Annotated in this window: 25 protein-coding genes and 1 pseudogene; 12 read left to right on the top strand and 14 right to left on the bottom strand. The window is 72.0% G+C overall.

The window, feature by feature from the left end; translation table 11 throughout:
* Window positions 1–4: 4 nt before the first annotated feature.
* Genes MFF13_RS12845 through MFF13_RS12835 form a run of 3 tightly spaced genes read right to left on the bottom strand, consistent with a single transcriptional unit; the run spans window position 5 to window position 1,365 of the window.
* Window positions 5–406, bottom strand: a complete 402-nt coding sequence (locus tag MFF13_RS12845) for a type II toxin-antitoxin system VapC family toxin (RefSeq protein ID WP_147829582.1) — start codon at window positions 404–406, stop codon at window positions 5–7.
* Complete coding sequence (locus MFF13_RS12840) at window positions 403–702, bottom strand: AbrB/MazE/SpoVT family DNA-binding domain-containing protein (RefSeq protein ID WP_238272282.1); 300 nt, start codon at window positions 700–702, stop codon at window positions 403–405. Before MFF13_RS12840 ends, MFF13_RS12845 begins: the two co-directional genes overlap by 4 nt.
* Before the next feature lie 42 nt (window positions 703–744).
* Window positions 745–1,365, bottom strand: a complete 621-nt coding sequence (locus tag MFF13_RS12835; protein ID WP_147829584.1) for an urease subunit gamma — start codon at window positions 1,363–1,365, stop codon at window positions 745–747.
* Window positions 1,366–1,556: 191 nt separating this feature from the next.
* Between MFF13_RS12835 and MFF13_RS12830 the strand changes: the two genes are divergently transcribed.
* Genes MFF13_RS12830 through MFF13_RS12815 form a run of 4 tightly spaced genes read left to right on the top strand, consistent with a single transcriptional unit; the run spans window position 1,557 to window position 4,908 of the window.
* Complete coding sequence (locus tag MFF13_RS12830; protein ID WP_147829586.1) at window positions 1,557–2,705, top strand: acyl-CoA dehydrogenase family protein; 1,149 nt, start codon at window positions 1,557–1,559, stop codon at window positions 2,703–2,705.
* Window positions 2,706–2,732: 27 nt separating this feature from the next.
* Window positions 2,733–3,467 carry a PIG-L deacetylase family protein gene (locus tag MFF13_RS12825; RefSeq protein ID WP_147829588.1) on the top strand — a complete coding sequence of 245 codons (735 nt, stop codon included), beginning with the start codon at window positions 2,733–2,735 and terminating at the stop codon, window positions 3,465–3,467.
* Window positions 3,464–4,063: a class I SAM-dependent DNA methyltransferase gene (locus MFF13_RS12820; RefSeq protein ID WP_147829590.1), complete on the top strand. Its 600-nt coding sequence runs from the start codon at window positions 3,464–3,466 to the stop codon at window positions 4,061–4,063. Before MFF13_RS12825 ends, MFF13_RS12820 begins: the two co-directional genes overlap by 4 nt.
* Window positions 4,060–4,908: a glycosyltransferase family 2 protein gene (locus MFF13_RS12815; RefSeq protein WP_147829592.1), complete on the top strand. Its 849-nt coding sequence runs from the start codon at window positions 4,060–4,062 to the stop codon at window positions 4,906–4,908. The genes MFF13_RS12820 and MFF13_RS12815 overlap by 4 nt, the downstream gene beginning before the upstream one ends.
* Window positions 4,909–4,930: 22 nt before the next feature.
* On the opposite strand, the gene MFF13_RS12810 is transcribed toward MFF13_RS12815, so the two are convergent.
* The 4 genes from MFF13_RS12810 to MFF13_RS12795 form a co-directional block, all read right to left on the bottom strand.
* Complete coding sequence (locus MFF13_RS12810; protein ID WP_147829594.1) at window positions 4,931–5,992, bottom strand: glycosyltransferase; 1,062 nt, start codon at window positions 5,990–5,992, stop codon at window positions 4,931–4,933.
* Window positions 5,989–7,074, bottom strand: a complete 1,086-nt coding sequence (locus tag MFF13_RS12805) for a glycosyltransferase family 2 protein (RefSeq protein WP_147829596.1) — start codon at window positions 7,072–7,074, stop codon at window positions 5,989–5,991. Before MFF13_RS12805 ends, MFF13_RS12810 begins: the two co-directional genes overlap by 4 nt.
* A 2-nt stretch (window positions 7,075–7,076) precedes the next feature.
* Window positions 7,077–8,180 (bottom strand): glycosyltransferase family 4 protein, encoded by a 1,104-nt coding sequence (locus tag MFF13_RS12800; protein ID WP_147829598.1) that lies wholly within the window; start codon window positions 8,178–8,180, stop codon window positions 7,077–7,079.
* Window positions 8,181–8,412: 232 nt separating this feature from the next.
* Window positions 8,413–9,759: a PQQ-dependent sugar dehydrogenase gene (locus tag MFF13_RS12795; protein WP_147829600.1), complete on the bottom strand. Its 1,347-nt coding sequence runs from the start codon at window positions 9,757–9,759 to the stop codon at window positions 8,413–8,415.
* 202 nt (window positions 9,760–9,961) lie between these two features.
* Between MFF13_RS12795 and MFF13_RS12790 the strand changes: the two genes are divergently transcribed.
* From MFF13_RS12790 to MFF13_RS12780, 3 genes are all read left to right on the top strand, one after another.
* Window positions 9,962–10,936, top strand: coding sequence for a threo-3-hydroxy-L-aspartate ammonia-lyase (locus MFF13_RS12790; RefSeq protein WP_147829602.1), 975 nt, complete (start codon window positions 9,962–9,964; stop codon window positions 10,934–10,936).
* On the top strand, window positions 10,933–11,685 hold the full coding sequence (locus MFF13_RS12785; RefSeq protein WP_187273666.1) for a trypsin-like serine peptidase: 753 nt from the start codon (window positions 10,933–10,935) through the stop codon (window positions 11,683–11,685). Before MFF13_RS12790 ends, MFF13_RS12785 begins: the two co-directional genes overlap by 4 nt.
* A 148-nt stretch (window positions 11,686–11,833) precedes the next feature.
* Window positions 11,834–12,517 carry a cell wall hydrolase gene (locus tag MFF13_RS12780; RefSeq protein ID WP_373322530.1) on the top strand — a complete coding sequence of 228 codons (684 nt, stop codon included), beginning with the start codon at window positions 11,834–11,836 and terminating at the stop codon, window positions 12,515–12,517.
* 109 nt (window positions 12,518–12,626) lie between these two features.
* Here the strand turns inward: MFF13_RS12780 and MFF13_RS12775 are convergent, their stop codons facing one another.
* Window positions 12,627–12,872: a hypothetical protein gene (locus MFF13_RS12775; protein WP_147829605.1), complete on the bottom strand. Its 246-nt coding sequence runs from the start codon at window positions 12,870–12,872 to the stop codon at window positions 12,627–12,629.
* A gap of 112 nt (window positions 12,873–12,984) precedes the next feature.
* A complete protein-coding gene (locus MFF13_RS12770) occupies window positions 12,985–13,515 on the bottom strand; it encodes a PRC-barrel domain-containing protein (RefSeq protein WP_187273667.1) in 531 nt (176 codons plus the stop codon).
* A 243-nt stretch (window positions 13,516–13,758) separates the two neighbouring features.
* Between MFF13_RS12770 and lipA the strand changes: the two are divergent.
* Window positions 13,759–14,730: pseudogene (gene lipA / locus MFF13_RS12765) on the top strand (lipoyl synthase); the annotation flags it as partial.
* A gap of 124 nt (window positions 14,731–14,854) precedes the next feature.
* Window positions 14,855–15,313 carry a type II toxin-antitoxin system RatA family toxin gene (locus MFF13_RS12760; protein ID WP_147752042.1) on the top strand — a complete coding sequence of 153 codons (459 nt, stop codon included), beginning with the start codon at window positions 14,855–14,857 and terminating at the stop codon, window positions 15,311–15,313.
* An 82-nt stretch (window positions 15,314–15,395) separates the two neighbouring features.
* Here MFF13_RS12760 and MFF13_RS12755 read toward each other — a convergent pair whose 3' ends face one another.
* From MFF13_RS12755 to MFF13_RS12740, 4 genes are all read right to left on the bottom strand, one after another.
* On the bottom strand, window positions 15,396–15,881 hold the full coding sequence (locus tag MFF13_RS12755) for a CinA family protein (protein ID WP_147829610.1): 486 nt from the start codon (window positions 15,879–15,881) through the stop codon (window positions 15,396–15,398).
* 3 nt (window positions 15,882–15,884) lie between these two features.
* Window positions 15,885–16,070 (bottom strand): type II toxin-antitoxin system RelE/ParE family toxin, encoded by a 186-nt coding sequence (locus MFF13_RS12750; RefSeq protein WP_238272281.1) that lies wholly within the window; start codon window positions 16,068–16,070, stop codon window positions 15,885–15,887.
* 108 nt (window positions 16,071–16,178) lie between these two features.
* Window positions 16,179–16,406 carry a hypothetical protein gene (locus MFF13_RS12745; protein ID WP_147829612.1) on the bottom strand — a complete coding sequence of 76 codons (228 nt, stop codon included), beginning with the start codon at window positions 16,404–16,406 and terminating at the stop codon, window positions 16,179–16,181.
* A gap of 60 nt (window positions 16,407–16,466) precedes the next feature.
* Window positions 16,467–17,777 carry a bifunctional 2-C-methyl-D-erythritol 4-phosphate cytidylyltransferase/2-C-methyl-D-erythritol 2,4-cyclodiphosphate synthase gene (locus MFF13_RS12740; protein ID WP_238272280.1) on the bottom strand — a complete coding sequence of 437 codons (1,311 nt, stop codon included), beginning with the start codon at window positions 17,775–17,777 and terminating at the stop codon, window positions 16,467–16,469.
* A gap of 175 nt (window positions 17,778–17,952) precedes the next feature.
* Between MFF13_RS12740 and dusB the strand changes: the two genes are divergently transcribed.
* From dusB to ntrC, 3 genes are all read left to right on the top strand, one after another.
* A complete protein-coding gene (gene dusB / locus MFF13_RS12735; RefSeq protein WP_147829616.1) occupies window positions 17,953–18,957 on the top strand; it encodes a tRNA dihydrouridine synthase DusB in 1,005 nt (334 codons plus the stop codon).
* Window positions 18,958–19,037: 80 nt separating this feature from the next.
* The gene (locus MFF13_RS12730; RefSeq protein WP_147752054.1) at window positions 19,038–20,141 is read left to right on the top strand and encodes a two-component system sensor histidine kinase NtrB; all 1,104 of its coding nucleotides are present in this window, start codon (window positions 19,038–19,040) and stop codon (window positions 20,139–20,141) included.
* 5 nt (window positions 20,142–20,146) lie between these two features.
* Complete coding sequence (ntrC, locus tag MFF13_RS12725) at window positions 20,147–21,610, top strand: nitrogen regulation protein NR(I) (protein ID WP_147752036.1); 1,464 nt, start codon at window positions 20,147–20,149, stop codon at window positions 21,608–21,610.
* 16 nt (window positions 21,611–21,626) lie between these two features.
* Here the strand turns inward: ntrC and MFF13_RS12720 are convergent, their stop codons facing one another.
* Complete coding sequence (locus tag MFF13_RS12720) at window positions 21,627–22,421, bottom strand: flagellar hook basal-body protein (protein WP_147830186.1); 795 nt, start codon at window positions 22,419–22,421, stop codon at window positions 21,627–21,629.
* Between the last annotated feature and the right edge of the window lie 34 nt (window positions 22,422–22,455).

Raw genomic sequence — 22,455 nt, 5'->3', positions numbered from 1 at the left:
CCGTTCAGGACGTCAGAAGCGAAAATGCCGGCTCTGCGGCGGCGTCGACATCGAACGTCACGGTGGTGGAAGCACCTGCGAGGCGGTTCAGATGCCCGATCAGGTAATCTGGGAAGTCGGCTCGTCCGATCCGCCAGTCGGCAATCGCTGCGCAGATCGCGGCCCGATCGGTGAACACGACGTGCGGGGATGCCGCGAGCACGTCCATGAGCGCGAGGAGATCGGATTTCGTGAATCCTTCCCGGCGCATCAACGTCCAAACGAACTCGATCAGCACCACGGGATTCACCAGGGCAGGCTCTGCCAGCCGTTCGGCAGCGAGCAGGAAGGCGGTCCCTATCGGGGCCTGTACCGCGTCGTCCTGCAGGGTATGGCGAAGCAGGACGTTCGTATCGACGCCGATCATGCGCGAGTCTTCGTCCGCTCGTCCTCGGAAACGAGGTAATCTCCAATCGGATCGCCATCGGCATGCGCAACGGCGCGACGCCGTGCGGCAATGCCGATCGACGGCATCGAAGACAGGTCGCTCGGCGTCACAGCCCGTTCTCGGCCCAAGCCCGGCTGCGCCTGCAACAGGACGCGACCCGCCTCGTCCTGATCGAAGATCACGGTATCGCCCGGCCTAAGCTTGAGCGCTTCCCGCACCGGGAAAGGGACCGTCACCTCCCCGCGGATCGACATGGTCGTCTCGAACTTTCCCATCGTCCATCTCCAAATCCGTCCGTACGGTGGACCCGATCTCCGTTACAGCGCCCCCATCCCGTCGCCGCGAAAACCATACACGGTCCGCCCGCCGGACAGCGGCACCAGCACGACCTCCCGCGTCGAGCCCGGCTCGAACCGCACCGCCGTGCCCGGGGCGATGTCGAGGCGTTGGCCGCGCGCCTTCTCGCGGTCGAAGCGCAGCCCTGGGTTGACCTCGAAGAAGTGGTAATGCGAGCCGACCTGGATCGGTCGGTCGCCGACGTTGGCGACCTCGACCAGGGTGCGCTCGGCGCCTTCGTTGAACACGATCTCGCCCGGCTGCGTGGTGATCGCGCCGGGTACGTCGGGGGAGGCCACGCCGCGCACCGGATGGTGCACCGTGACGAGCTTGGTGCCGTCGGGGAAGGTCGCCTCGACTTGGATGTCGTGGATCATCTCACTGATGCCCGGCATCACCTGGTCGACGGTGAGCACGTTGGCGCCCGCCTGCATCAGCTCGGCGACCGAGCGCCCGTCGCGGGCGCCCTCCACCACGAAGTCGGTGATCAGCGCGATCGCCTCCGGGTGGTTGAGCTTGACGCCGCGGGCGAGGCGGTTCCGCGCGACCTGCGCGGCCATCGCCACGAGGAGCTTGTCTTTTTCGCGGGGGGTCAGGAGCACGATGGTCCCTCTCGCATGCCGGCGGCCCGAAGCGCCCGTTTCAAGCATCGGTTCGTGGGGGAGCAAGGATCATGCTGGTGCGACGGTCAAGCCGCAGGGCGCACCGGAACGACGAACCGCGGGGCTGATTGGTCCGACGCGCGTCCGTACATGGCGCGTTCACGCGCACGCTGCATCCTGCGGACCCGAACATGACGATTCCCTTCCCCATCGCCCAGGTAAACGCGCGTCCCGTGGGCCTCGCCGAGCTCGCCGCCTCCGCTGTGGCGCGCGCGCCGGCCCCCGATCGCCACGACAGCTTCCCGGTGGAGGCGATGGCGGCCTTGCGCGGGGCCGGCCTGCTCGCCGCGCCGCTGCCCGAGGCGCTGGGCGGGGCGGGCCTGTGCACGCCCGCGGGCACCGAGCGCCTGCGCGACGTGCTGCGCGGGATCGGCCGCGGCAACCTCGCGGTCGGCCGGATCTACGAGGGCCACGTCAACGCGCTGGCGCTGGTGCTGCGCTACGGCAGCGACCCGGTGCGCGCCCGGCTCGCGGCCGACGCCCGCGCCGGACACCTGTTCGGCGTGTGGAACACCGAGCCGGCGGAGCCGGGCGGCCTCGCGATCGGCCCCGAGGCGGACCCGGTGCTCACCGGCGCGAAGTCCTACGCGTCCGGGGCCGGATACGTGACGCGGCCGCTGGTGACGGCGCGGTTGCCCGACGGGCGCCGCCAGATGCTCGTGGTGCCACTCGATCCGGAATCCCGCGCCGACCTGTCCGGCTGGCGCGCGCACGGGATGCGGGCCTCGGCCACCGGGACGGTCGACTTCACGGGCCTGCGGGTCAACCCCCTGGACCGGGTCGGCGCGCCGGACGACTACTACCGCCAGCCGTTCTTCGCGGCCGGCGCCTGGCGCTTCCTCGCGGTGCAGTGCGGCGGGATCGAAGCGGTGCTGGAGGCACATCGCGGCCATCTGGCGGCCACCGGGCGCGGCGCCGACCCGCACCAGCGCGCCCGCCTCGGACAGGCGGCTACCGCCGCCGAGACCGCGCGCCTGTTCGTCGAGCGCGCCGGCCACATGGCCACCGCCGAGCCCGTCTCGGGCGACCGCGCAGTCGCCTACGTCGCCCTCGCCCGCGGCGCGGTCGAGCGGGCCGGCCTCGACGCGATCGAGCTGGCCCAGCGCTCCGTCGGGCTCTCCGGCTTCCTCGAGGCCCACCCGCTCGAGCGGCTGGCGCGCGACCTCGCGACCTATCTGCGCCAGCCGGCCCCCGACGGGGCGCTTGCCGGCGCGGCGACCTACGTCGCCGAGTCCGAGGCCCCGGTCCACGCGCTCTGGCACGATTCCGAACCGGCCTGACGCCGACCGACCCGAGAAGACGACTTCATGCGCGCCGACGCCTTCCTGCCCCTGCTCGACAGCCTTCCCGTCGCCGACCTGTCGGCGATGGCGACGCGCGGCCTCGTCGTGGTGGCGCCCCATCCCGACGACGAGAGCCTCGGCTGCGGCGGGCTGATCGCCGAGGCGCGGGCGCGCGACCTGCCGGTGCGGCTCGTCGTGGTCAGCGACGGCTGCGGCTCGCATCCGAACTCCCACCTGTACCCGCCCGAGCGGCTGCGCGGCTTGCGCGAGGAGGAGACCCGCCGGGCGGTGGCCGAGCTCGGGCTGGCACCGGAGCATGTCACCTTCCTGCGCCTGCCCGACGCGCACGTGCCGAGCGCCGGCGCGACGGCGCAGGCCGCAGCCGAGACGGTCGCGGACGCCGTCAGCGCAAGCGGGGCCGACGCAGTGTTCGTCACCTGGCGGCACGACCCGCATTGCGATCACACCGCGGCGGCCGACATCGTCGGGCTCGCCCGCCCGATGCTTCCCGGCATCCGCGCCTACGCCTACCCGGTCTGGGGCTGGACCCTGCCACCGGAGCGCGAGGTCGGGCCGGCGCCGACCGGGTTCCGGCTCGACGTGTCGACCCACCGCGCCGCCAAGCGCCGCGCGGTGGCGGCCCACGCCTCGCAGACGACCGGACTGATCGCCGACGATCCCGAGGGCTTCCGACTCTCGGAGGATATGGTCGATCGCCTGTGCGGCCCCTACGAGCGCTTCGTGGACCTGGCAGCATGACCCGCCGCGACGCCTCGCTGACGCCGGACTACTTCGCCGGGCTCTACGGAGCCGACCCCGATCCCGACCCATGGGGCTTCACCACCAGCGCCTACGAGGCGGCCAAGTACGCGGCGACGCTCGCCGCGCTCCCGCGCGACCGCTACGCGTCGGGCCTCGAAATCGGCTGCTCGATCGGCGTCTTGACGCAACGTCTGGCGCCGCGCTGCGAAACGCTGCTCGGCGTCGACGTGGTCGAGACGGCGCTGAGCGCGGCCCGCGCCCGCAACGCCGCGACCCCGTGGGTGCGCTTCGAGCCCTGCGCGATCCCGGACGCCTGGCCGTCCGGCCGGTTCGACCTGATCGTGCTCTCGGAGGTCGCCTACTTCTTCACCCGCGCGGACATCGCCCGGATCGCGGCCCGGATCGGCGCATCGATCCTGCCCGGCGGCGACATCGTGCTGGTGCACTGGCTCGGCGAGACAGACTATCCGCTCTCGGGCGACGGTGCGGCCGAGGCGCTGATCGCGGAAGTGCGCTTCGCCCAGGTCGTGCATCAGGCCCGCACCGACGCGTACCGCCTCGAGGTGCTTCACGTGGACGAGGCGTCGGCATGAGCGTCAGCGTCGTCACCCTCAACAAGGGCCGCGGGCACCACCTCGCGCGCCTGCTCGAAGGCCTCGGGCGCTGCGCCCCGCCGGACGAGGCCGTCGTCGTCGAGATGGGCGGCGACAAGGCGACGCTTCCCGATCTCGGCTTCCCGATCCGGCGCACGCACCTGAGCCTCGACGGCCTGCCGCTCGCCGCGGCCCGCAACGCCGGGCGCCGCGCGGCCTCCGGCGACATCCTGGTATACCTCGACGTCGACTGCATCCCGTCCGCCGGCTTGGTCTCCGGACTCGCGGCGGCCGTGTCCGAGCATGACGGGCTGATCTGCTGCGAGATCCGCTACCTGCCCGGCGGCGCGGTCGCGGACGGCTGGACCGAAGCCGGCCTCGACCGGGTCGGGCACCGCCATCCCGCGCGGCTCTTCCCGGAGGCCGGCGTGATCCCGGCGCCGCAGCCCGGCCTGTTCTGGTCGCTCGCCTTCGCGGTGCGGGCGGCGACCTACGACCGCGTCGGCGGCTTCGATGAGGGGTTCATCGGCTACGGCGCCGAGGACACAGACCTCGCCTTCCGAGCGGAGCGGGCCGGGGTGCCGGTGCTGTTCGCGGGTGGGATGCACGCCTTCCACCAGCACCACCTGTCGTGCGACCCGCCGCTGCAGCACTTCTCCGACATCGTCGCCAACGCCCGGCGCTTCCACGACCGCCACGGGATCTGGCCGATGGACGGCTGGCTCGACGCCTTCGCCGAACTCGGGCTGGTGGAGGCCGACCGAGGCGGCGGACTCACCGTTCTGCGGCAGCCGACCGAGGCCGAGATCGCGGCCGCGCAAGTGCCGGCGCACCGGCCGTTCTGAGGCTCGGCCCGCCGACGCCGATTCAGCTCGCTTCGAGGCCGGCGGCGATGCCTTCGATCGCGGCGGCGAGGCGCGGCACCGCGTCGGGATCGTGCAGGGCGGAGATCGCCGCGGGGTCCAGGGCGAGGCCGGCCTTCACCAGGGCGGGCCATTCGCCGGCCTCGGGCCAGGACGAGCGGACCACGGCCGCGCCGAGACGTTCGAGCGCGGCCGCCTTCTCGGTCTGCTCGCCGAAGGCCCGCGGTTCGGGCAGGCAGACGAAGCGCCGCCTCGCCGCCGCCACCGCCGCGACCACGCCGTCGCCGGCGCCGCCGACGGCCAGGGCGGCGCGAGCGAGGTGCGGGCCGATGTCGGCGACCCATCCGTGCAGGTGCAGGTTGGGGGGCAGGGTCGAGGGCAGGGCGGCACCCGCCACGGGTCCGAGGACGTGCCAGGCGCGCTCCGGCACCGCGCGCGCCGCGGCGGCGAGCGCCGCCACGGTTCCGCCCGCGCCGCCGCGGCCGAACACCACGACGATCGGGCCGTCGGGCTCCGGCGCGGGGCCGGGGCGGGCGGTCGCGCCGAGAAAGCCCGCGTAATGCGTCTTGTCGCGGACCCAGGCAGGGAGGGCCGGGCCGTCGAGGACGCTCGGAAACGGGGCGATCAGGCGCTCGGCGCTGCGGAAGGCCTCGAGATGGGGTTGGTCGTCGCGGGTGCCGGCAAGCCGGACCATCAGCACCGGTACCGACAGCAGCCGCGCGAACAGCGCGACCTCGACCGAGACGTCCACCACCAGAAGCACCGGGTCGGCTTCCGCAATCCAGGCCGCGATCGCCGCCATCCGGTTGCGCAGGCCCGGCAGACCGAGGGGCGCGTAGTGGAACGCTTCCGGGCGCGTCTCCGCGCCGTCGCGCCCGTCGAACCCGCCCTCCGGAAGTCGGTCGTCGGGCAGGTCGAGTGTGGCCCCGGGCGCGCCGCCGCGATCGAATGCGGCCAGGGTGCCGATCAGCGTGCACGGCCGCTTCATCTCGCGGGCGATCAGGCAGGCCCGCTGCCAGTGGCCGGCGCCCTGATGGTGGACGTAGTAGCCGACTGGTCGCGTCACGCCGCCGCGCTCGGGCGCAGGATCGCGTCGAAGCCCGCGAGCGCGTCGTCGAGATCCATCTCCGGGGCAGGCCCGTCGGCGGCCTCGCAAAGCGGGCTCGCCCGCTCGACGAAGGCGATGTCGTTGACGCAGGCGTCGGGATCGATGGCCGCGAGGTCCGCCGCGGTCAGGCCGAACGCCGCCAGGGCCGCGTGGCGCGCCGTGCCCTCCAGGCCGAGCCAGGTGCGCCGGAGGGCGGCACGGCGGGCGATCACCGTTTCCCAATGGCGCGGCGCGGGGAGGCGGTAGGGCAGTCCGGCGCGTGCGGTCGCGGCGCGGCGCACCATCTCGGTGGCCATGCCGCCCTGGGCCCGGCCGGCGGCGCGGTCGGAGACCATCACCGACACGTCGGGGCAGTGGCGCAGGCGGCCGCCGGCCTCGCGGACGCGGGCGACCAACGCGTTGTCTTCGCCGCGCGGCAGGGCCGGCAGGCCGCCGACGCTCCGGTAGAGGGCGGCCCGAAGCGCCAAGCTCGCACCGGTATGGTCGCCGTGCCGGGGGGCCGGATCGTGCGGCGGCGGATCGAGCGCGTCCTCGATCCGGCGAACGGAGGCCCAGTAGCGCTCGATCCGGGCGTGCAGGTCGGCGAGCGCCGGGTCGATCGCGTCCTCCGGGTCGATCACGAGGCGGCCGCCGACGATCTCGGCCCCTTCGAGCGCCCGAAGGTTGGCCGCGAGCCAGCCGCGCGGCACCCGCGCGTCGGCATCGGTGGTGAGCAGGATCCCGTCGGGGCATCCGTCGGCTTCGAGCCAGGCGGCACCGGCGTCCAGCGCCATCCGCCGGGCGGTCCCGACATGGGCCTCGGCACCCGACAGATGCGCCTCGACGACACGGATCGCGAGCGTGGGTGCGATGTCGGAGGCCTGCATCGCGCGCACGGCGGCGACGGTGCCGTCGGTGCAGTTGTTGGCCACGATCAGGACGCGAAGGCGCACGTCGGCCGCGATGCCGTCCTGGGCGGCGAGCGAGCGCAGGAGGCGCGGCAGGCACACCTCCTCGTCGCGGGCGGGCACGCAGACGACCGCCTGTTCGGACGGGCGCATGGTCAGGCCTGGGCCCCGGCGACGCGGCGCAGGCGCGGCGGCGGAAGGCGCGAAAGGTCGTGGGCGGCGAGCGCCGCCTCGTACAGCGCCTCGTAGCCGGCGGTCATCGCGTCGGCGTCGAACAGGTCCTCGGCCCGCTGGCGGCAGGCCCGGCGGTCGAGGGCGACGGCGCGGACGATGGCGTCGGACAGGCTCGCGACGTCGTCGGGCTCGGCGAGCGCGCCGCACGACGCGTCGAGGATGTCGGGCAGCGCGCCGCGGCGGAAGCCGGCGACCGGGGTGCCGCAGGCCAGCGCCTCGGCGACCACGAGGCCGAACGGCTCCTCCCAGCGCGGGGTCACCAAAGCCGCCCGCGCCCCGCCGAGGTGGCGCGCGAGGTCGGCATGGCCGAGGTGGCCGAGATCGGTGAGGTCGTCCCCGAGCCGCGGGGCGATCCAGTCGGCCCAGTAGGCGGGGTTCGGCCGCGGGCCGGCGAAATGCAGCGGCAGGCCGGCGGCGCGTGCGGCGTCGATCGCCAGATGGAGCCCTTTCTCGGGCACGATCCGGCCGGACCAGAACACGTACGGCACCGGGTCCGGCGCCGGACAGTAGACGAAGACCGAGAGCTCGACGCCGTTGCCGATCACCACCGGCTCGGCGACGATCTCGCGCCAGGCGTCGGCGGTGTGGTTCGAGACGGCGGCGAAGGGCATGGTTGCGTGCGCGGCGCGCACGCCCGCCTCCAGGGATTCGAACGGCGGCGTGTGCAGGGCCGTCACCATCGGGATCGCGAGGTCTCGGCTTCGGCGCAGCGGGAGATCGTGAAGACTGTTGTTGTGCACGATGTCGAAGTCGCCGTTGCGCACCGCGTCCATGATCCGCGCATAGGCCGCGTTCTCGGCGCGGTCGATCGAAGCATGCCGCAATGGATCGCCGAGGCCGTCGCCGGTGGGCTGGCAGACGTAGACCGGCGCAAGTGCCGGATCGGATCCCTCCGACGCGAACAGCGTCACGTCGTGGCCGCGTCGCTTCAGGGCGCCGGCGAGGAGATGCGTGTGCATCTCCAGACCGCCCGGATACGGCTGCGCGATGGGGAACTTCAGGTGGGCGATGAGGGCGATCTTCACGGAAGCTCGTTTTTCCAGCGACGGAGGCCGTGATCGCACATCGCATACCCTGTCTGTGTGCAGGATGAACGGATGCGGCATAAGTTATTCACCGACCCAATCCCGGAAGCCTGCCACCATCACAACGGTTCCCAGCGCCGCCGAAGGCGCTGGGGACAGCCTCAGTCAGGGCCGCGGCAGCACCATCTCCACGCTCGACTTCACCCGTACGCGCACATCTGACCGCGAGCCCTCACTGCGAGGCGGTCGCCCCCGTCACGCGCCAGACCGCGTTGCCGACGTCGTCCGAGACGAGCAGCGCCCCGGTCTTGTCGAAGACCACGTCCACCGGGCGCCCCTGCGCCTTCTCGTCGGCGTCGAGGAAGCCGGCGAGCACGTCGATTGGCTTGCCCGCGGGGCGGCCGTCGGCGAACGGCACGTAGATCACCTTGTAGCCGCTCTTCGGCCGCCGGTTCCACGAACCGTGCTGGGCGACGAACAGGCCGCTCGTCCAGGCCGGCGACAGGTTCGCGCCCTGCGAGAAGGCGATGCCGAGGGAGGCGGTGTGGGGGCCCAGCGCGTAGTCAGGCACGATCGCCTTGGCGACGAGGTCCGGCCGCTGCGGGCTGACGCGGTCGTCGACGTGCTGGCCGTAATAGCTGTGGGGCCAGCCGTAGAATCCCCCCTCCTTCACCGAGGTGACGTAGTCCGGCACGAGGTCGCTGCCGATCTCGTCGCGCTCGTTCACGGCGGCCCAGAGCGTGCCGGTCTTGGGCTCGAAGCCGAGGCCGTTCGGGTTGCGCAGGCCGGTGGCGAATTCGCGGAAGGTCTTGGTTGCGAGAGTGTATTCCCAGATCGCGGCGCGGCCCTTCTCGGCCTCGAGCCCGTTCTCGGCGACGTTGCTGTTCGAGCCGACGGTGACGAACAGGCGGGTACCGTCAGGGCTCGCGACGACGTTCTTGGTCCAGTGGTGGTTGATCCCGGCCGGCAGGTCGACGACCTTCTCCGGAGTCGCGCCGTTCTCGGTCTTGCCCGCCTCGTAGGGCACCCGCACCAGGGCGTCGGCGTTGGCGACGTAGAGATCGTTGCCGACGAGCGCCATGCCGAACGGCGAGGTCAGGTTCTTGAGGTAGACCGTCTTCACCTCGGCGACGCCGTCCCCGTCGGCGTCGCGCAGCAGCGTGATCCGGTCCGGGCTCTTCACGCCCGCGCCCGCCCGATCCATGATCTTCCCGGCGATCCAGGCCTTCACGCCGGGGAATTTCCCGTCGGAGGGCGGCGTGTTGCTCTCGGCAACCAGCACGTCGCCGTTCGGCAGCGTGTAGAGCCAGCGCGGGTGGTCGAGCCCCTCGGCGAAGGCGGCGACCGACAGGCCGGAGGCAGGCGCGGGCTTCGCACCCTTCGCCCAGCCCGCGGCCGGCGCGATGTTGACGGTGGGCAGCGGCGTGGCGTTCGGAGCGGGCAGGGTCGGGCTCGCCCCCTGGCCGTCGGCGAGCTGGAGCGACGCGCTCTCGGGATAGACCGCGAAGCGCACGAAGGCCGCACCGCCGAGGAGAAGGACCGCCAGCGCCCCGAGCCCGATCTTCGTACCTGTCCGCATGGTCCCGTGAATCCCTGTTTAGCAAGCCACCAAGCCCAACCAACCGGGCTGACCGGGAGATAAGAGCCGAGCGGCCGATTGGCTCCGATCGCGCCGAGGGTGCCGGAGCCGCCTGGCAGCGCGTATAGGATGTGGCCGAGGCTCCCTCGCCGAAGGGTCGCGCCCGGGGCGCGAGCGGTGCGGGCGCCCCAGCGAGCCGCCGATGACCGATGCGACCCAGCGCCTGCCGACCTTCGCCGACGTGGCGCGCGCCGCCGAGCGCATCGCCGGCGTGGCGCACCGCACCCCGGTGCTGACCTCGCGCACCGCCGACGAACGCACCGGGGCGAGCCTGTTCTTCAAGGCGGAGAACCTGCAGCGGGCCGGCGCCTTCAAGTTCCGCGGCGCCTACAACGCGATCGCGGCGCTCGACGAAGACGCGCGGGCGCGCGGCGTCATCGCCTATTCCTCGGGCAACCACGCCCAGGCGATCGCCCTGGCGAGCCGCATCCTGAACGTGCCGGCCACCATCGTGATGCCGGAGGACGCGCCGGCGATGAAGGTCGCGGCGACCCAGGGCTACGGCGCCGAGGTGGTGCGCTACGACCGCTACACCCAGGATCGCGTCGCCCTCGGGCGGACGTTGGCGGAGGCGCGTGGCCTAACCCTGATCCCGCCCTACGACCATCCGGACGTGATCGCCGGCCAGGGGACGCTGGCCCTCGAGTTGATCGAAGAGACCGGGCCGCTCGACATGCTCGTCGTCTGCCTCGGCGGCGGCGGCATGCTGTCGGGCTGCGCGCTGGTCGCCGCCGAGCGCGCGCCGGGCTGTTTGGTCGTCGGCGTCGAGCCGGAGGCCGGCGACGACGGACAGCAATCGTTCCGCGCGGGGCGGATCGTGACGATCCCGGTGCCGCGGACCATCGCCGACGGCGCGCAGACCACGTTCCTCGGATCGATGACCTTCCCGATCATTCAGGAGCGCGTCGCCGACATCGTCACTGTGACGGACGACGAGCTCGTCGCCACGATGCGCTTCTTCGCCGAGCGCATGAAGCTCGTCGTCGAGCCGACCGGCTGCCTCGCGGCCGCGGCGGTGATGCACGGCCGCCTCGACGTGCGGGGCAAGCGCGTCGGCGTGGTGATCAGCGGCGGCAACATCGATCTCGCGTCGTTCGCCCGCCACGTGGCGGGTTGAGGCCGGAGCGCGCCCTCGTCCTTTTCTGCGCGGGCCTGTGGGCCGGCGCCGCGCGCGCTGAGGACATTGCCATCGAGGCGGAGGCCTGGCCCTACAGCGCGATCGGCAAGCTCAACGTGGTGCTCGGCACCAACCGCCTGCAATCCTGCACCGCGACCCTGATCGGGCCGCGGCTCGCGCTCACCGCCGCCCACTGCCTGTGGGACGAACCGCGCAAGCGCTGGGTCAACCCTGGCGTGGTCCACTTCGTGGCCGGCTATCGCCAGGGCACCTACCGCGCCCACAGCCTGGCCGCCGCCTACCGCAAGCCGGACGACTACGCCTACGCCTACGGCACCGCGCAACCGAACATGCAGGCCGACTGGGCCCTCGTGGAGCTCGTCGAGCCGATCCCCGGTACGCCGCTGACGCTGGAGGATGCAGCCCCCGACGCCGACCCGGCCGCGATCCGCCGCGAGATCCGGCGGGCGGGCTACAGCCGGCTGAAGCCGCAGCTGATGACCGCGCAGGGGCATTGCAGCGCGTGGCGAAACCCTGGGCCGGCGCCGCTGCTGCTGCACGATTGCCGCGCGGTGCCCGGCGAATCCGGCTCGGCGCTGCTGCAGGTCGAAGGCGGACGCCCCGTGGTGGTCGGCGTGCTCGTGGCGGGCAACCCGGAGGAGGGGCGAGCCCCGTCCGTCGCCGTGCCGACCGCCGCGTTCCGCGAAGCCGCCGCGGCGATGCTGAAGGCGCAAGCCCAGCCGCGCTGATGCAACCGTCGGTTCACCACCACGCCGAAAAATCCGGGCGCCACAAAATCCGCGCCTTTCGGACAGAGCTTGGCCGGAACGCGTCGCATCGGCGGGGCGACGGGCTGGGAGGCGGGACGGCATGCAGGGTGTTCGGGCGAGATGGACGGTGCCGGCCCTGTCGGTCCTGCTGCTCGGACCGAGCCTCGGCGCCTGCAACACCAGCGCGAACACCGCCCTCGTCACCGGCGCGACGCACGGCAAGCCGATGGTGGTGTCGGACGCGGAGCGCGACTGCCTCGGCCGCGCGATGTACTTCGAATCGAACCGCAGCGACCCCGAGGGCCTTCTCGCGGTCGGGACGGTGGTGATGAACCGCCTGGAGAACGCCGCCTTCCCGAACGGCGGAATCTGCTCGGTGGTCGGCCAGCCACGGCAATTCGCGGCCGGCGTGCTGACGAAGCCGATGGCGGAGAAGGATCTGTCGAAGGTCGCCGACGCGGCGGACGCGATCCTGGCCGGCGAACGCCATCCCAAGGTCGGCCGGGCGATGTACTTCCACACCGCAGGCCGGAAATACCCCTACGACAACATGCACTACGTGGCGGTGGCCGGCGGCAACGCCTTCTACGAGAAGCGCAAGGCCGGTAGCCCAAGCCAGACGCCGCCTCCCGCCCCGACGGCGATGGCCTTTGCCGAGACAATCCCGGCCGAGGCGATCCCCGCCGCCCAGCCCCTCGCCGCGTCTGCGCCCGCGCAACCTGAAGTCGCGGCCGCCCAGACGGTGCTGGCCGAACCCGCCCGCGACATCTGCCAGGTGGCGGGCCTCGGCGCTGCCCCGGGCGGCGGCTAGAGCATTTTTGAGCGAGGTGGATGCCGGCTCGCGTGAGGAAAATGCGACCACACAACAAGATAGAGCATGTTCGGTGATCCAGAGATCACCGAACATGCTCTACGACACCTCAGTCCTCTCGCGTCTCCGGGCTCCGCGTCCGGCGCGCGGCCTGCGCCATCGCGATCAGCTCGCGGGCCGTGAGGCTGTGGGCGGAGGGCGCGGCGCGGTCGGCGATGCCGGCCGGCGGCGTGCGGGCGCAGCCGCTGGTGCCGATCCGCAGGTCGCGCGAGCGCCGCGTCGCGCGCAACCGGATCGCCTTCCGCAAGGCCTCGACCATCACCGTTCCCACCGAGAATCCCGTGGACGGCGTCATAGCCAAGCTTGACCGTAAGCGACATTCTTGAAGGCGGATTTCGGCGCCCTAGCAGGGCCGGGATCGGCCGGCTCCTAAGCTCCGGAACCGACAGCAACCACCTGACGAGGCGTCAGTTTTGGGGCTTGTACTTGCTGTACTTGAAATCCGGCGCGGCCCCGAGCTGTTCCTTGCTCATGTCCAGCGTGGCGGCGTAGCGGTCGCCGCCCGGCGACAGGATCAGGGCGGCCGGCTGCACCGCGACGTAGCGCGTGCCGACGCCGAGGAAGCCGCCGATGTCGAGCACCACCGCCGTCAGAGTGCGCCCGTCCTCCATCACCAGGTCGACGACGGTGCCGAGCGCGTTGCCGGCATTGTCCGAGACCTTGATGCCGATCACGTCGGTGGTGAGGAAGCCGGCGGGCACGAGCTTGTTGCGGCCCTCGGCATCCGCCTTCGATCCGGCGCGCTTGATCCCGACGTCGGAAGGGCCGCCGCCCGCGCTAGTGCCCGGTCCGGTGCCCGGCACCACCAGCCCGTCGCTCTGCGCCGGCTTGTCCTCCGGGCCGGGGGCGGCGAGGGCGACAGAGGCGCCGAGCGCAAAGTGTGCGCCGAGCGCGAGCGACAGGGGCGCGGCGAGCGCGAGGCGCAGGATCCGGGTCAAGCGATCGTCCTTCGATGCGGGCCGCGTACGGCTGGAAACCGAGGGAACCGGATCGGTCCCGCCGGGTTCCGGCGGCCGGTTGCGGCCGATCGCGCGGGCCGGTCCGCCGTGACGAATCCGCAAGCCCTGTCTCGGGTTCGTGGGCGACCTGCGGTCGCGGCGGTTTGCGGCACGGGTCCGGACGCCTTAAGTCGAAGCTCTCCCTCGATGCCCGCGCCGCGGGTGCCTCGCACGCGGTGTGGCATGGCGACCGTCCTCGATCTGCTGAAGAACGATCCGCGGCCGCCGCTCGCGCCCCGCATCCGCCACCCGGAGAAGGCGCACCGGCCGGACCAGCCGGTGCATCTGCGCAAGCCGGACTGGATCCGCGTGAAGGCGCCGGGGTCCCCCGCCTGGGCCGAGACCCGCGCGATCGTGCGCGAGCACGGCCTCGTGACGGTCTGCGAGGAGGCCGGCTGCCCCAACATCGGCGAATGCTGGGAGAAGCGGCACGCCACCTTCATGATCATGGGCGACACCTGCACGCGGGCCTGCGCCTTCTGCAACGTGCGCACCGGCCTGCCGGGCGCCCTCGACGCCGACGAGCCGGAGAAGATCGGCGACTCGGTGGCCAAGCTCGGCCTGCACCACGTCGTCATCACCTCCGTCGACCGCGACGACCTCGCCGACGGCGGGGCCGAGCACTTCGCCCGCACCATCGCGGCGATCCGCCGGCTCAGCCCCGGCACCACGATCGAGATCCTGACGCCGGACTTCCTGCGCAAGGACGGCGCGCTGGAGACCGTGGTCGCGGCGCGGCCCGACGTGTTCAACCACAACCTCGAGACGGTGCCCGGCAACTACCTCACGGTCCGACCCGGCGCCCGCTACTTCCACTCGGTGCGCCTGCTCCAGCGGGTCAAGGAGCTCGACGCGTCGATCTTCACCAAGTCCGGCATCATGGTCGGCCTCGGCGAGGAGCGGAACGAGGTCGTGCAGCTGATGGACGACCTGCGCTCGGCCGACGTCGACTTCCTCACCATCGGCCAGTACCTGCAGCCGACCAAGAAGCACCACGAGGTGATCCGCTTCGTGCCACCCGACGAGTTCAAGGCCTTCGAGACCACCGCCTACGCCAAGGGCTTCCTGCTGGTCTCGGCGACGCCGCTGACCCGCTCGTCGCACCATGCCGGCGAGGATTTTTCGAAGCTGCGGGCCGCCCGCAACGCGCGGCTCGGCGTGCCGGCGGAGGCGGCTGCGGCGATGGTGCGGACCTCGTCCGAGGGAACCGCGCAGCGGGGCGGCGCGCTGATGCCCGCGGGAGCTCTCGCCTCCGCCCCCTTCACAGCCTGAGCCGTCGATGCCGTCCTTCCGGATCACCCGCTGGGTGCGTCACTCGCCCCAGCAGATGTACGACCTCGTCGCCGACGTGGAGCATTACCCCGAGTTCCTGCCGCTGTGCGAATCGCTGCGCGTGCTGCGGCGCCAGCCTGGAACCGGGGAGGGGACGGAGGTGCTCGTGGCTGAGATGGGCGTCGGCTACAAGGCGATCCGCGAGCGCTTCACCACCCGCGTCGGCCTCGCCCCCGCGGACCTCAAGATCACCGCCGAGTACATCGACGGCCCGTTCCGGCACCTCGAGAACCGCTGGGCGTTCAAGCCCGGCCGCGACGGCGGTTGCGACGTCGACTTCTTTATCACCTACGAATTTAAGAGCTTCGCCCTCGGCCTGCTGATGGGCACGATGTTCGACCGCGCCTTCCGCAAGTTCACCGACGCCTTCGAGAGCCGGGCGGACCGGGTCTACGGCACCGCCTGAGGGCGGTTCAGGCGGTTTGGGGCGCGTCGCTTCCGCGAGGGTTGGTCCAGCTCGTCTCGTCGCTGAACCGCGCGGCTCAGCTTCAGAGCGCCGATTCCAGTAGGTCCAGCGCGTCCAGCACCGCGCGGCGTCGGATTTCGGCGCGGCCGAGGTCGCCGTAGCGCCGCTCCAGGTGGTGTACGCCACCTCTTGTCGCCAGGCCGAAATGCACGAGGCCGACGGGCTTGGCCGCGCTTCCGCCGCCGGGCCCGGCGATCCCGGTGATCGCCACCGCCACGTCGGCCCGCGAGGCCGCGAGCGCGCCGTCCGCCATCGCGCGGGCGACGGCCTCGCTGACCGCCCCATGCGCCTCGATGAGTTCGGCGGGCACCCCGATCGCCTCGGATTTCGCCTCGTTCGAGTAGGTGACGAAGCCGCGCTCGACCACCGCCGACGAGCCGGGCACCGCGGTCAGCAGGCCGGCGACGAGGCCTCCGGTGCAGGATTCCGCCGTCGCGATTCGGGTGCCGGCCTTGGCGTAGGCCGCGACCAGAGCCGTGGCGCGGGCCAGGAGGGCGTCGTCGAACATCGCTCAGGTCTCCTCGCCGTCCGGCATCGAATCGGGATCGCGGGCGGCGTGGCGGATCGCGATGACGACGATGGTATCGCCCGAGACTTCATAGAAGACGACGTACGGATACGGGTTGGCTGCGATCCAGCGCAGCCCGGGCAGGCGCGTGCCGCGTTCAGACTCGGGATGAAGCAACAACAGGTCCAACGTGGCGCGCAGCCGTGCCTGGACCCGATCGGCGCCATGCGGCGAGCGCGCGGACGTAGCTTAGCGTATCGTCAAGTTCCGCGAGGGCCGCAGGCGTAAAGCGAAGCTTCACAAGCCGTGCTTCGCCCAGACCGCCCGCACCACGTCGTCGGTGGCGAACTCGCCGCGGGCGGACTGGGAGCGGGAGATCGCGAACGACGCTTCGTCCTCGGCGGTCAGGGCGGCCGGCCGTCGCGCCTCCTCGGCGATCCTCAGGACTATGCGGGCGATGTCGTCCTGCCGGTCGGGGGCCAAGCCCCGGGCCGCGGCGACCGCCTGTTCGAGAAGATCCGTCATTTCCGCATCCTGCACCGGATCATCGGGATGAGGAAGTCCGGCGGTGCCGGCCCGAGGCCGTCAGCCCTGGCGCATGGCCGTCTCGGCCTGGGCGTCGACGGGGTCGGCCTCCGCGTCCTCCGGCAGCCGCACCGTGGCGGCGGCCTGGGCGGCGAGGCCTTCCGCGCGGCCGACGAAGCCGAGCTTCTCCGTCGTCGTCGCCTTGATCGACACCGCGGTGAGCGGCACGGCGCAGATCTCGGCGATGCGCGCGCGGATCGCCTCGCGGTGGGCGCCGATGCGGGGGGCTTCCGCCAGCACCGTGATGTCGAGGTGGTCGATGCGGCCGCCGCGCGCACGGACCAGCGTGCAGGCGTGGGCGAGGAACCTGTCCGAGGACGCGCCGCGCCACTGCTCGTCGGAGGGCGGGAAATGCGTGCCGATGTCGCCGTCGGCGATGGCGCCGAGCAGGGCGTCGGTCAGCGCGTGCAGGGCGACGTCGCCGTCGGAATGGGCGAGCACGCCGCGGTCGGCCGGGATCTTCACGCCGCCGAGCCAGACGTGGTCGCCCTCGGTGAAGGCGTGCACGTCGAAGCCGGTGCCGAGGCGGGTCACGTAGGTGGTCATGGCAATGTCCTTGGCGGTCTCCGCGCCCGAGCCCGTGGCGGACGGGCCGGCGAAGGCCCGGTCGGCCTCGATCAGGTCGGCGGGTTGGGTGATCTTGCGGTTGCGCAGGTCGCCGGCGAACACCACGACGGCGTGCCCGGCCCATTCGGCCAGTGCCCCGTCGTCGGTGAAGGCGTGGAGGCCTTCCTCGGCCGCGGCCCGGTGCGCAGCGCGCAGCAGGCCGAAGGCGAAGGCCTGCGGCGTCTGCACCGCGCGCAGATTCTCGCGGGCCGGGGTCTCGCGCACGCGCCCGATGGCGTCCCGGTCCTCGACGAGCTTGATCGTGTCGGCGACCGCCACGCCCGGCACCGCAGCGCCGTGGTCGCGGCCGGCGGCGACCGCGCGCGCGATCAGCTCGGAATCGACGAAAGGCCGGGCCGCGTCGTGGACGAGGACGACGTCCGGGGCCCCGGCCGCGGCGAGCGCCTCGAGGCCGGCCCGGACCGAATCCTGCCGGGTCGCGCCGCCCTCGACCGGCGGCAGCAGCTTGTCGGCGACGGCGGGCGACAGCTCGGCGCGGCAGGTCTCGAAGAACGCCGCCGCGTCGGCCGCGATCACCACCTGGATGCGGCCGATGACGGGATCGCCCCCGAGGGCGTCGAGGGTGCGGGTGAGGACCGCCTGCCCGCCGACGCGGCGGTATTGCTTGGGCATCCCGCCGCCGATGCGGATGCCGCGACCGGCCGCCACGACGACGGCGGCGACGCTCGATCCAGGTTCGGACATGGCTGGGGTTCCGTCGTGCCGTGGCCGCGACCGCCTGCCATGCGGCCGGTCCGGGTCCTCAAAAATCTGCCTGTCGTTTAAGCGGGGGATGAAGCGAAATCAAATCGCGCGGTTCCCCGCCCGACCCCCGCCTTGGGGCTTGCATCGAACCGCTTTTGTCTATTTGTTGTGCAGAATGATGGCTGATCATTATTTGAGCGTCCTGCGAGGGGAGCGCTCGGTCGACCCAGTGGTGCTGCTGGCGCCGCTGTCGGGCGTCACCGACCTGCACATGCGCCGGATCGCTCAAGGCGCCGGCGCGAGCGCGGTGGTGTCGGAGATGGTCGCGGCCGCCGAGTTCGCCCGCGGGTCGGAGGAGGCGCGGCTTCGCGCGGAGGGCTCGGGCATCGCGCCCCACATCGTCCAGCTCGCCGGCTGCGCGCCCGAGCCGATGGCGGAGGCCGCGCGGATCGCCGAGGCGAACGGCGCGGACGTGATCGACGTCAACATGGGCTGCCCGGCCAAGGTCGTCACCGGCATCGCCTCCGGCTCGGCGCTGATGCGCGACCTCGACCACGCCGGCCGCCTGCTTGCGGCGGTCCGCGAGGCGGTGTCGATCCCGGTGACGGTCAAGATGCGTCTCGGCTGGGACCACCAGAGCCTGAACGCCGCGGACCTCGCCCGCCGGGCGCAGGCGCTGGGGCTGAACGCGGTGACCGTGCACGGCCGCACCCGCCAGCAATTCTACAAGGGCAACGCCGATTGGGCGGCGATTCGCGCGGTCGTGTCCGCGGTGTCGATCCCCGTCATCGCCAACGGCGACGTGACGGACCTGGCCACCGCCAGGGCGTGCCTGACGGCCTCGGGTGCCGCCGGCATCATGGTCGGCCGCGCGGCCGTCGGGCGGCCGTGGCTCGTCGGCGCCATCGCCGCGGGCCTGGCCGGGCGCCCGGTGCCGTCGCTCTCGCGGACGGAGCGGGCGGCGCTGGCGGCGTCGCACTACGCTGGGCTCATTGCGCTCTACGGCCCACACATGGGGGTGCGTCACGCCCGCAAGCACCTGGCGGCCTATGCCGAGGCCGCCGGCGGCCTCGGCGCATCCGAGCGCACGCGGCTCCTGACCACCACCGACCCGGAGGTGGCGGATCGGCTCCTGCGGGCCGCTTTCGAGGCCGCCCCGGCGATCGCGGAGGCCGCATGAGCGACGGGGAAAGTAGGGGCGAAGCCGTGCCGGTCGGCCATGAGGCTTCGAGCAAGGACCTTGCGGCGAGACCGCGCGGCATGCCGAGCGCGGAGGCCGTGATCAACGCCTTGCCGCTGCCGGTGCTGACCATCGGCGCGGACGATCGCATCATGCACTGCAACCACGCGGCCGAGGCGTTCTTCGACTACTCCGCCCGGCTGATGCAGCGGCGTCGGCTCCGCGACATCATCCCCTTCGCCTCGCCGATCATCGCGCTGGTGGCGGAGGTGCGCCGCCGAGGCTCCAGCGTCAGCGAGTACCGGGTCGAGCTGACCCAGCCGCGCTCGGGCGCCGAGCGCAGCGTCGACGTGTTCGCGACCTCGCTCGGGGACGACGCCGAGGCGGTGGTGCTGATGCTCCAGGAGCGCACCATCGCCGACAAGATGAACCGCCAGCTGACGCATCGCGGCGCGGCGCGCTCGATGGTGGCGCTCGGCGCGATGCTCGCACACGAGATCAAGAACCCGCTCGCCGGCATCCGCGGCGCGGCCCAGCTGCTCGAGCAGTCCGGGCCCGAGGAGGACCGGGTGCTGACCAGCCTGATCTGCGAGGAGACCGACCGGATCGTGCGGATCGTCGAGCGGATGGAGCTGTTCGGCGACGAGCGGCCGGTCGAGCGCGGCCCGGTCAACGTCCACGGGGTGCTCGACCAGGTGAAGCGCTCGGCGCAATCCGGCTTCGGGCGCCACATCCGCTTCGTCGAGACCTACGACCCGTCGCTGCCGCCGGTGCTCGGCAACCGCGACCAGCTGGTCCAGGTGATCCTGAACCTCGTGAAGAACGCGGCGGAAGCGATCGGCGCCGACGCGGTCGACGGCGAGATCACCCTGTCGACCGCCTTCCGCACCGGCCTGCGCCTCCAGGTCCCGGGCTCGCGCGAGCGCGTCAGCCTGCCGATCGAGGTGGCGGTGCGCGACAACGGCCCCGGCATCTCGCCAGACCTGCTGCCGGACCTGTTCGATCCGTTCGTGACGACGAAGGCGCAAGGCTCCGGCCTCGGACTTGCATTGGTCGCCAAGATCGTCGGCGACCATGGGGGCATCGTCGAGTGCGATCCCGCCCCCCGCCGCACCGCCTTCCGAATCCTGCTGCCCATGTCGAGCGCCCGCGACGGGCGCGAAGCGGTCGCGGAGCCCGAGTAAGAGTCATGCCCAACGGCCACATCATCGTCGCGGACGACGACGCCGCGATCCGCACCGTCCTGAACCAGGCGCTGTCGCGGGCCGGCTACGAAGTCCGGTCCACCGGCAACTGCGCGACCCTGTGGCGCTGGGTGGCGCAAGGGGAGGGCGACCTCGTCATCACCGACGTGGTCATGCCCGACGAGAACGTGTTCGACCTGCTGCCGCGCATCAAGCGGGTGCGGCCGGAGCTGCCGGTCATCGTCATGAGCGCGCAGAACACCTTCATGACCGCGATCCGCGCGTCCGAGCGCGGCGCCTACGAGTACCTGCCGAAACCCTTCGACCTGAAGGAGCTGATCGCCATCGTCGGCCGGGCGCTGTCGCGGCCCCGCGGTACGGCGGCGGCCGCCTCGGCCCCCGACAACGAGGACATCCCGCTCGTCGGGCGCTCGCCGGCGATGCAGGAGATCTACCGGGCGCTCGCCCGGCTGATGCCCACCGACCTCACCGTGATGATCACCGGCGAATCCGGCACCGGCAAGGAGCTGGTGGCGCGCGCGCTCCACGATTACGGCCGCCGCCGCACCGGGCCGTTCGTGCCGGTCAACATGGCCGCGATCCCCCGCGACCTGATCGAATCGGAGCTGTTCGGCCACGAGAAGGGCGCCTTCACCGGCGCGCTGCAGCGCTCCGCCGGCCGCTTCGAGCAGGCGGAGGGCGGCACGCTGTTCCTCGACGAGATCGGCGACATGCCGATGGAGGCGCAGACCCGGCTGCTGCGCGTGCTGCAGCAGGGCGAGTACACCACGGTCGGTGGCCGTGTGCCGATCAAGACCAACGTCCGCATCATCGCCGCGACCAACAAGGACCTGCGCATCTCGATCCAGCAGGGGATCTTTCGCGAGGACCTGTTCTTCCGGCTCAACGTGGTGCCGCTGCGGCTGCCGGCGCTGCGCGAGCGCTCCGAGGACGTGCCGGACCTCGTCCGCCACTTCTTCATCCAGGTCGAGCGCGAGGGCCTGACGCGAAAGATGCTCGACGGCGAGGCGATGGAGCGGCTGAAGCGCTACCGCTGGCCCGGCAACGTGCGCGAGCTCGAGAACCTCGTCCGACGCTTGGCCGCCCTCTACCCGCAGGAGACCATCACCGGCCCGGTCATCGAGGCGGAGCTCGATACGCTGCCGCTCAGCCCCCCGGCCTCGGCCGGCAACGGCACCGCCCGCAAGGCCGGCGCCGACAACGAGACCCTGTCCGGCGCGGTGGAGCGCCACCTGTCGGATTACTTCTCCAACTACCGGGACACCCTGCCGCCGCCCGGCCTCTACCACCGCATCCTGCGCGAGATCGAAGGCCCGCTGATCGGCGCGGCGTTGGCCGCCACCCGGGGCAACCAGATCCGTGCGGCGGAGCTGCTCGGCGTCAACCGCAACACCCTGCGCAAGAAGGTGCGGGACCTCGACCTTCAGGTGTTCCGCACCGCGCGTTGAGATCAGCGCGGCTGCGTCAGACGTACATCGCGATGGCGGATTGCAGCATCTCGTTGACGGTGCCGATGACCTTGGTGTTGGACGTATAGGCCTGCTGGGTCTCGATCATCTTTGAGAACTGATCCGAGATGCTCGCGTTCGACTGCTCGACCGAGCCGGCGGTGACGGTCGCGCCGTTCAGGCCGAAGCTCGGCGCCCCGGTGCTCGCGGTCGCCACGAAGGCGCCGCCGTCGAGCGAGGCGAGGGTGTCCCGCGCGCCGAACTGGGCCAGGGTCAGGGTTCCGAGCGCCTGGGTGCTGCCATCCGACAGGGTGCTGGTGAGGGCGCCGGCGGGCGAGACCGACAGGCTGGAGAGCGCGCTCGTGCCGGTGGGCGGCATCTGGACCGGCGCACCCTTCGAGGATCCGGCGAACAAGTAATACCCGGTCCCGTTGACGAGATACCCGCTGGCATCCGGCGCGAAGTCGCCGCGCCGGGTATAAGCGAGGTCCGACCCGAAGCTCGGCGTCGATGCCGTCCCGAGATTCTGCCGGACGATGAAGTAGCCGTCGCCGCCGATGGCGAGGTTCGTCGCGATGCCGGTCGATCCCACCGTGCCCTGAAGCCCGAGGTTCGACCGCGTGCTGATCGCGACGCCGCCGGCGGGCTGCGTGCCGGCCTCGGTCTGTGCGAGCATGTCGGCGAAGCTCGTATCCGTGTTCTTGAAGCCGGCCGTTGTGCTGTTGGCGATGTTCCCGGAAATGTTGTTCAGCGCGAAGGATTGCGCCGATGTGCCGGTGATGGCGTTCGAGAGCGCATCCATCAGGCTCATCGTAGATCTCCTTCAGGGAACGGCCGCGCCCGAT

Origin of the sequence: Methylobacterium cerastii, assembly GCF_022179125.1 — a bacterium.
Taxonomy (GTDB): domain Bacteria; phylum Pseudomonadota; class Alphaproteobacteria; order Rhizobiales; family Beijerinckiaceae; genus Methylobacterium; species Methylobacterium cerastii.
The sequence above is the reverse complement of the archived record's forward strand: the minus strand, read 5'-3'. Positions and strand labels throughout refer to the sequence as shown.

Bases quoted from the DNA above. Each gene is read 5' to 3' on its own strand.
- MFF13_RS12845 (WP_147829582.1), bottom strand. From the start codon at position 406: ATGATCGGCGTCGATACGAACGTCCTGCTTCGCCATACCCTGCAGGAC.
- MFF13_RS12840 (WP_238272282.1), bottom strand. From the start codon at position 702: ATGGGAAAGTTCGAGACGACCATGTCGATCCGCGGGGAGGTGACGGTC.
- MFF13_RS12830 (WP_147829586.1), top strand. From the start codon at position 1,557: ATGACGATTCCCTTCCCCATCGCCCAGGTAAACGCGCGTCCCGTGGGC.
- MFF13_RS12825 (WP_147829588.1), top strand. From the start codon at position 2,733: ATGCGCGCCGACGCCTTCCTGCCCCTGCTCGACAGCCTTCCCGTCGCC.
- MFF13_RS12820 (WP_147829590.1), top strand. From the start codon at position 3,464: ATGACCCGCCGCGACGCCTCGCTGACGCCGGACTACTTCGCCGGGCTC.
- MFF13_RS12815 (WP_147829592.1), top strand. From the start codon at position 4,060: ATGAGCGTCAGCGTCGTCACCCTCAACAAGGGCCGCGGGCACCACCTC.
- MFF13_RS12805 (WP_147829596.1), bottom strand. From the start codon at position 7,074: ATGCGCCCGTCCGAACAGGCGGTCGTCTGCGTGCCCGCCCGCGACGAG.
- MFF13_RS12795 (WP_147829600.1), bottom strand. From the start codon at position 9,759: ATGCGGACAGGTACGAAGATCGGGCTCGGGGCGCTGGCGGTCCTTCTC.
- MFF13_RS12790 (WP_147829602.1), top strand. From the start codon at position 9,962: ATGACCGATGCGACCCAGCGCCTGCCGACCTTCGCCGACGTGGCGCGC.
- MFF13_RS12775 (WP_147829605.1), bottom strand. From the start codon at position 12,872: ATGACGCCGTCCACGGGATTCTCGGTGGGAACGGTGATGGTCGAGGCC.
- MFF13_RS12760 (WP_147752042.1), top strand. From the start codon at position 14,855: ATGCCGTCCTTCCGGATCACCCGCTGGGTGCGTCACTCGCCCCAGCAG.
- MFF13_RS12755 (WP_147829610.1), bottom strand. From the start codon at position 15,881: ATGTTCGACGACGCCCTCCTGGCCCGCGCCACGGCTCTGGTCGCGGCC.
- MFF13_RS12745 (WP_147829612.1), bottom strand. From the start codon at position 16,406: ATGACGGATCTTCTCGAACAGGCGGTCGCCGCGGCCCGGGGCTTGGCC.
- MFF13_RS12740 (WP_238272280.1), bottom strand. From the start codon at position 17,777: ATGTCCGAACCTGGATCGAGCGTCGCCGCCGTCGTCGTGGCGGCCGGT.
- dusB (WP_147829616.1), top strand. From the start codon at position 17,953: ATGATGGCTGATCATTATTTGAGCGTCCTGCGAGGGGAGCGCTCGGTC.
- MFF13_RS12730 (WP_147752054.1), top strand. From the start codon at position 19,038: ATGCCGAGCGCGGAGGCCGTGATCAACGCCTTGCCGCTGCCGGTGCTG.
- ntrC (WP_147752036.1), top strand. From the start codon at position 20,147: ATGCCCAACGGCCACATCATCGTCGCGGACGACGACGCCGCGATCCGC.
- MFF13_RS12720 (WP_147830186.1), bottom strand. From the start codon at position 22,421: ATGAGCCTGATGGATGCGCTCTCGAACGCCATCACCGGCACATCGGCG.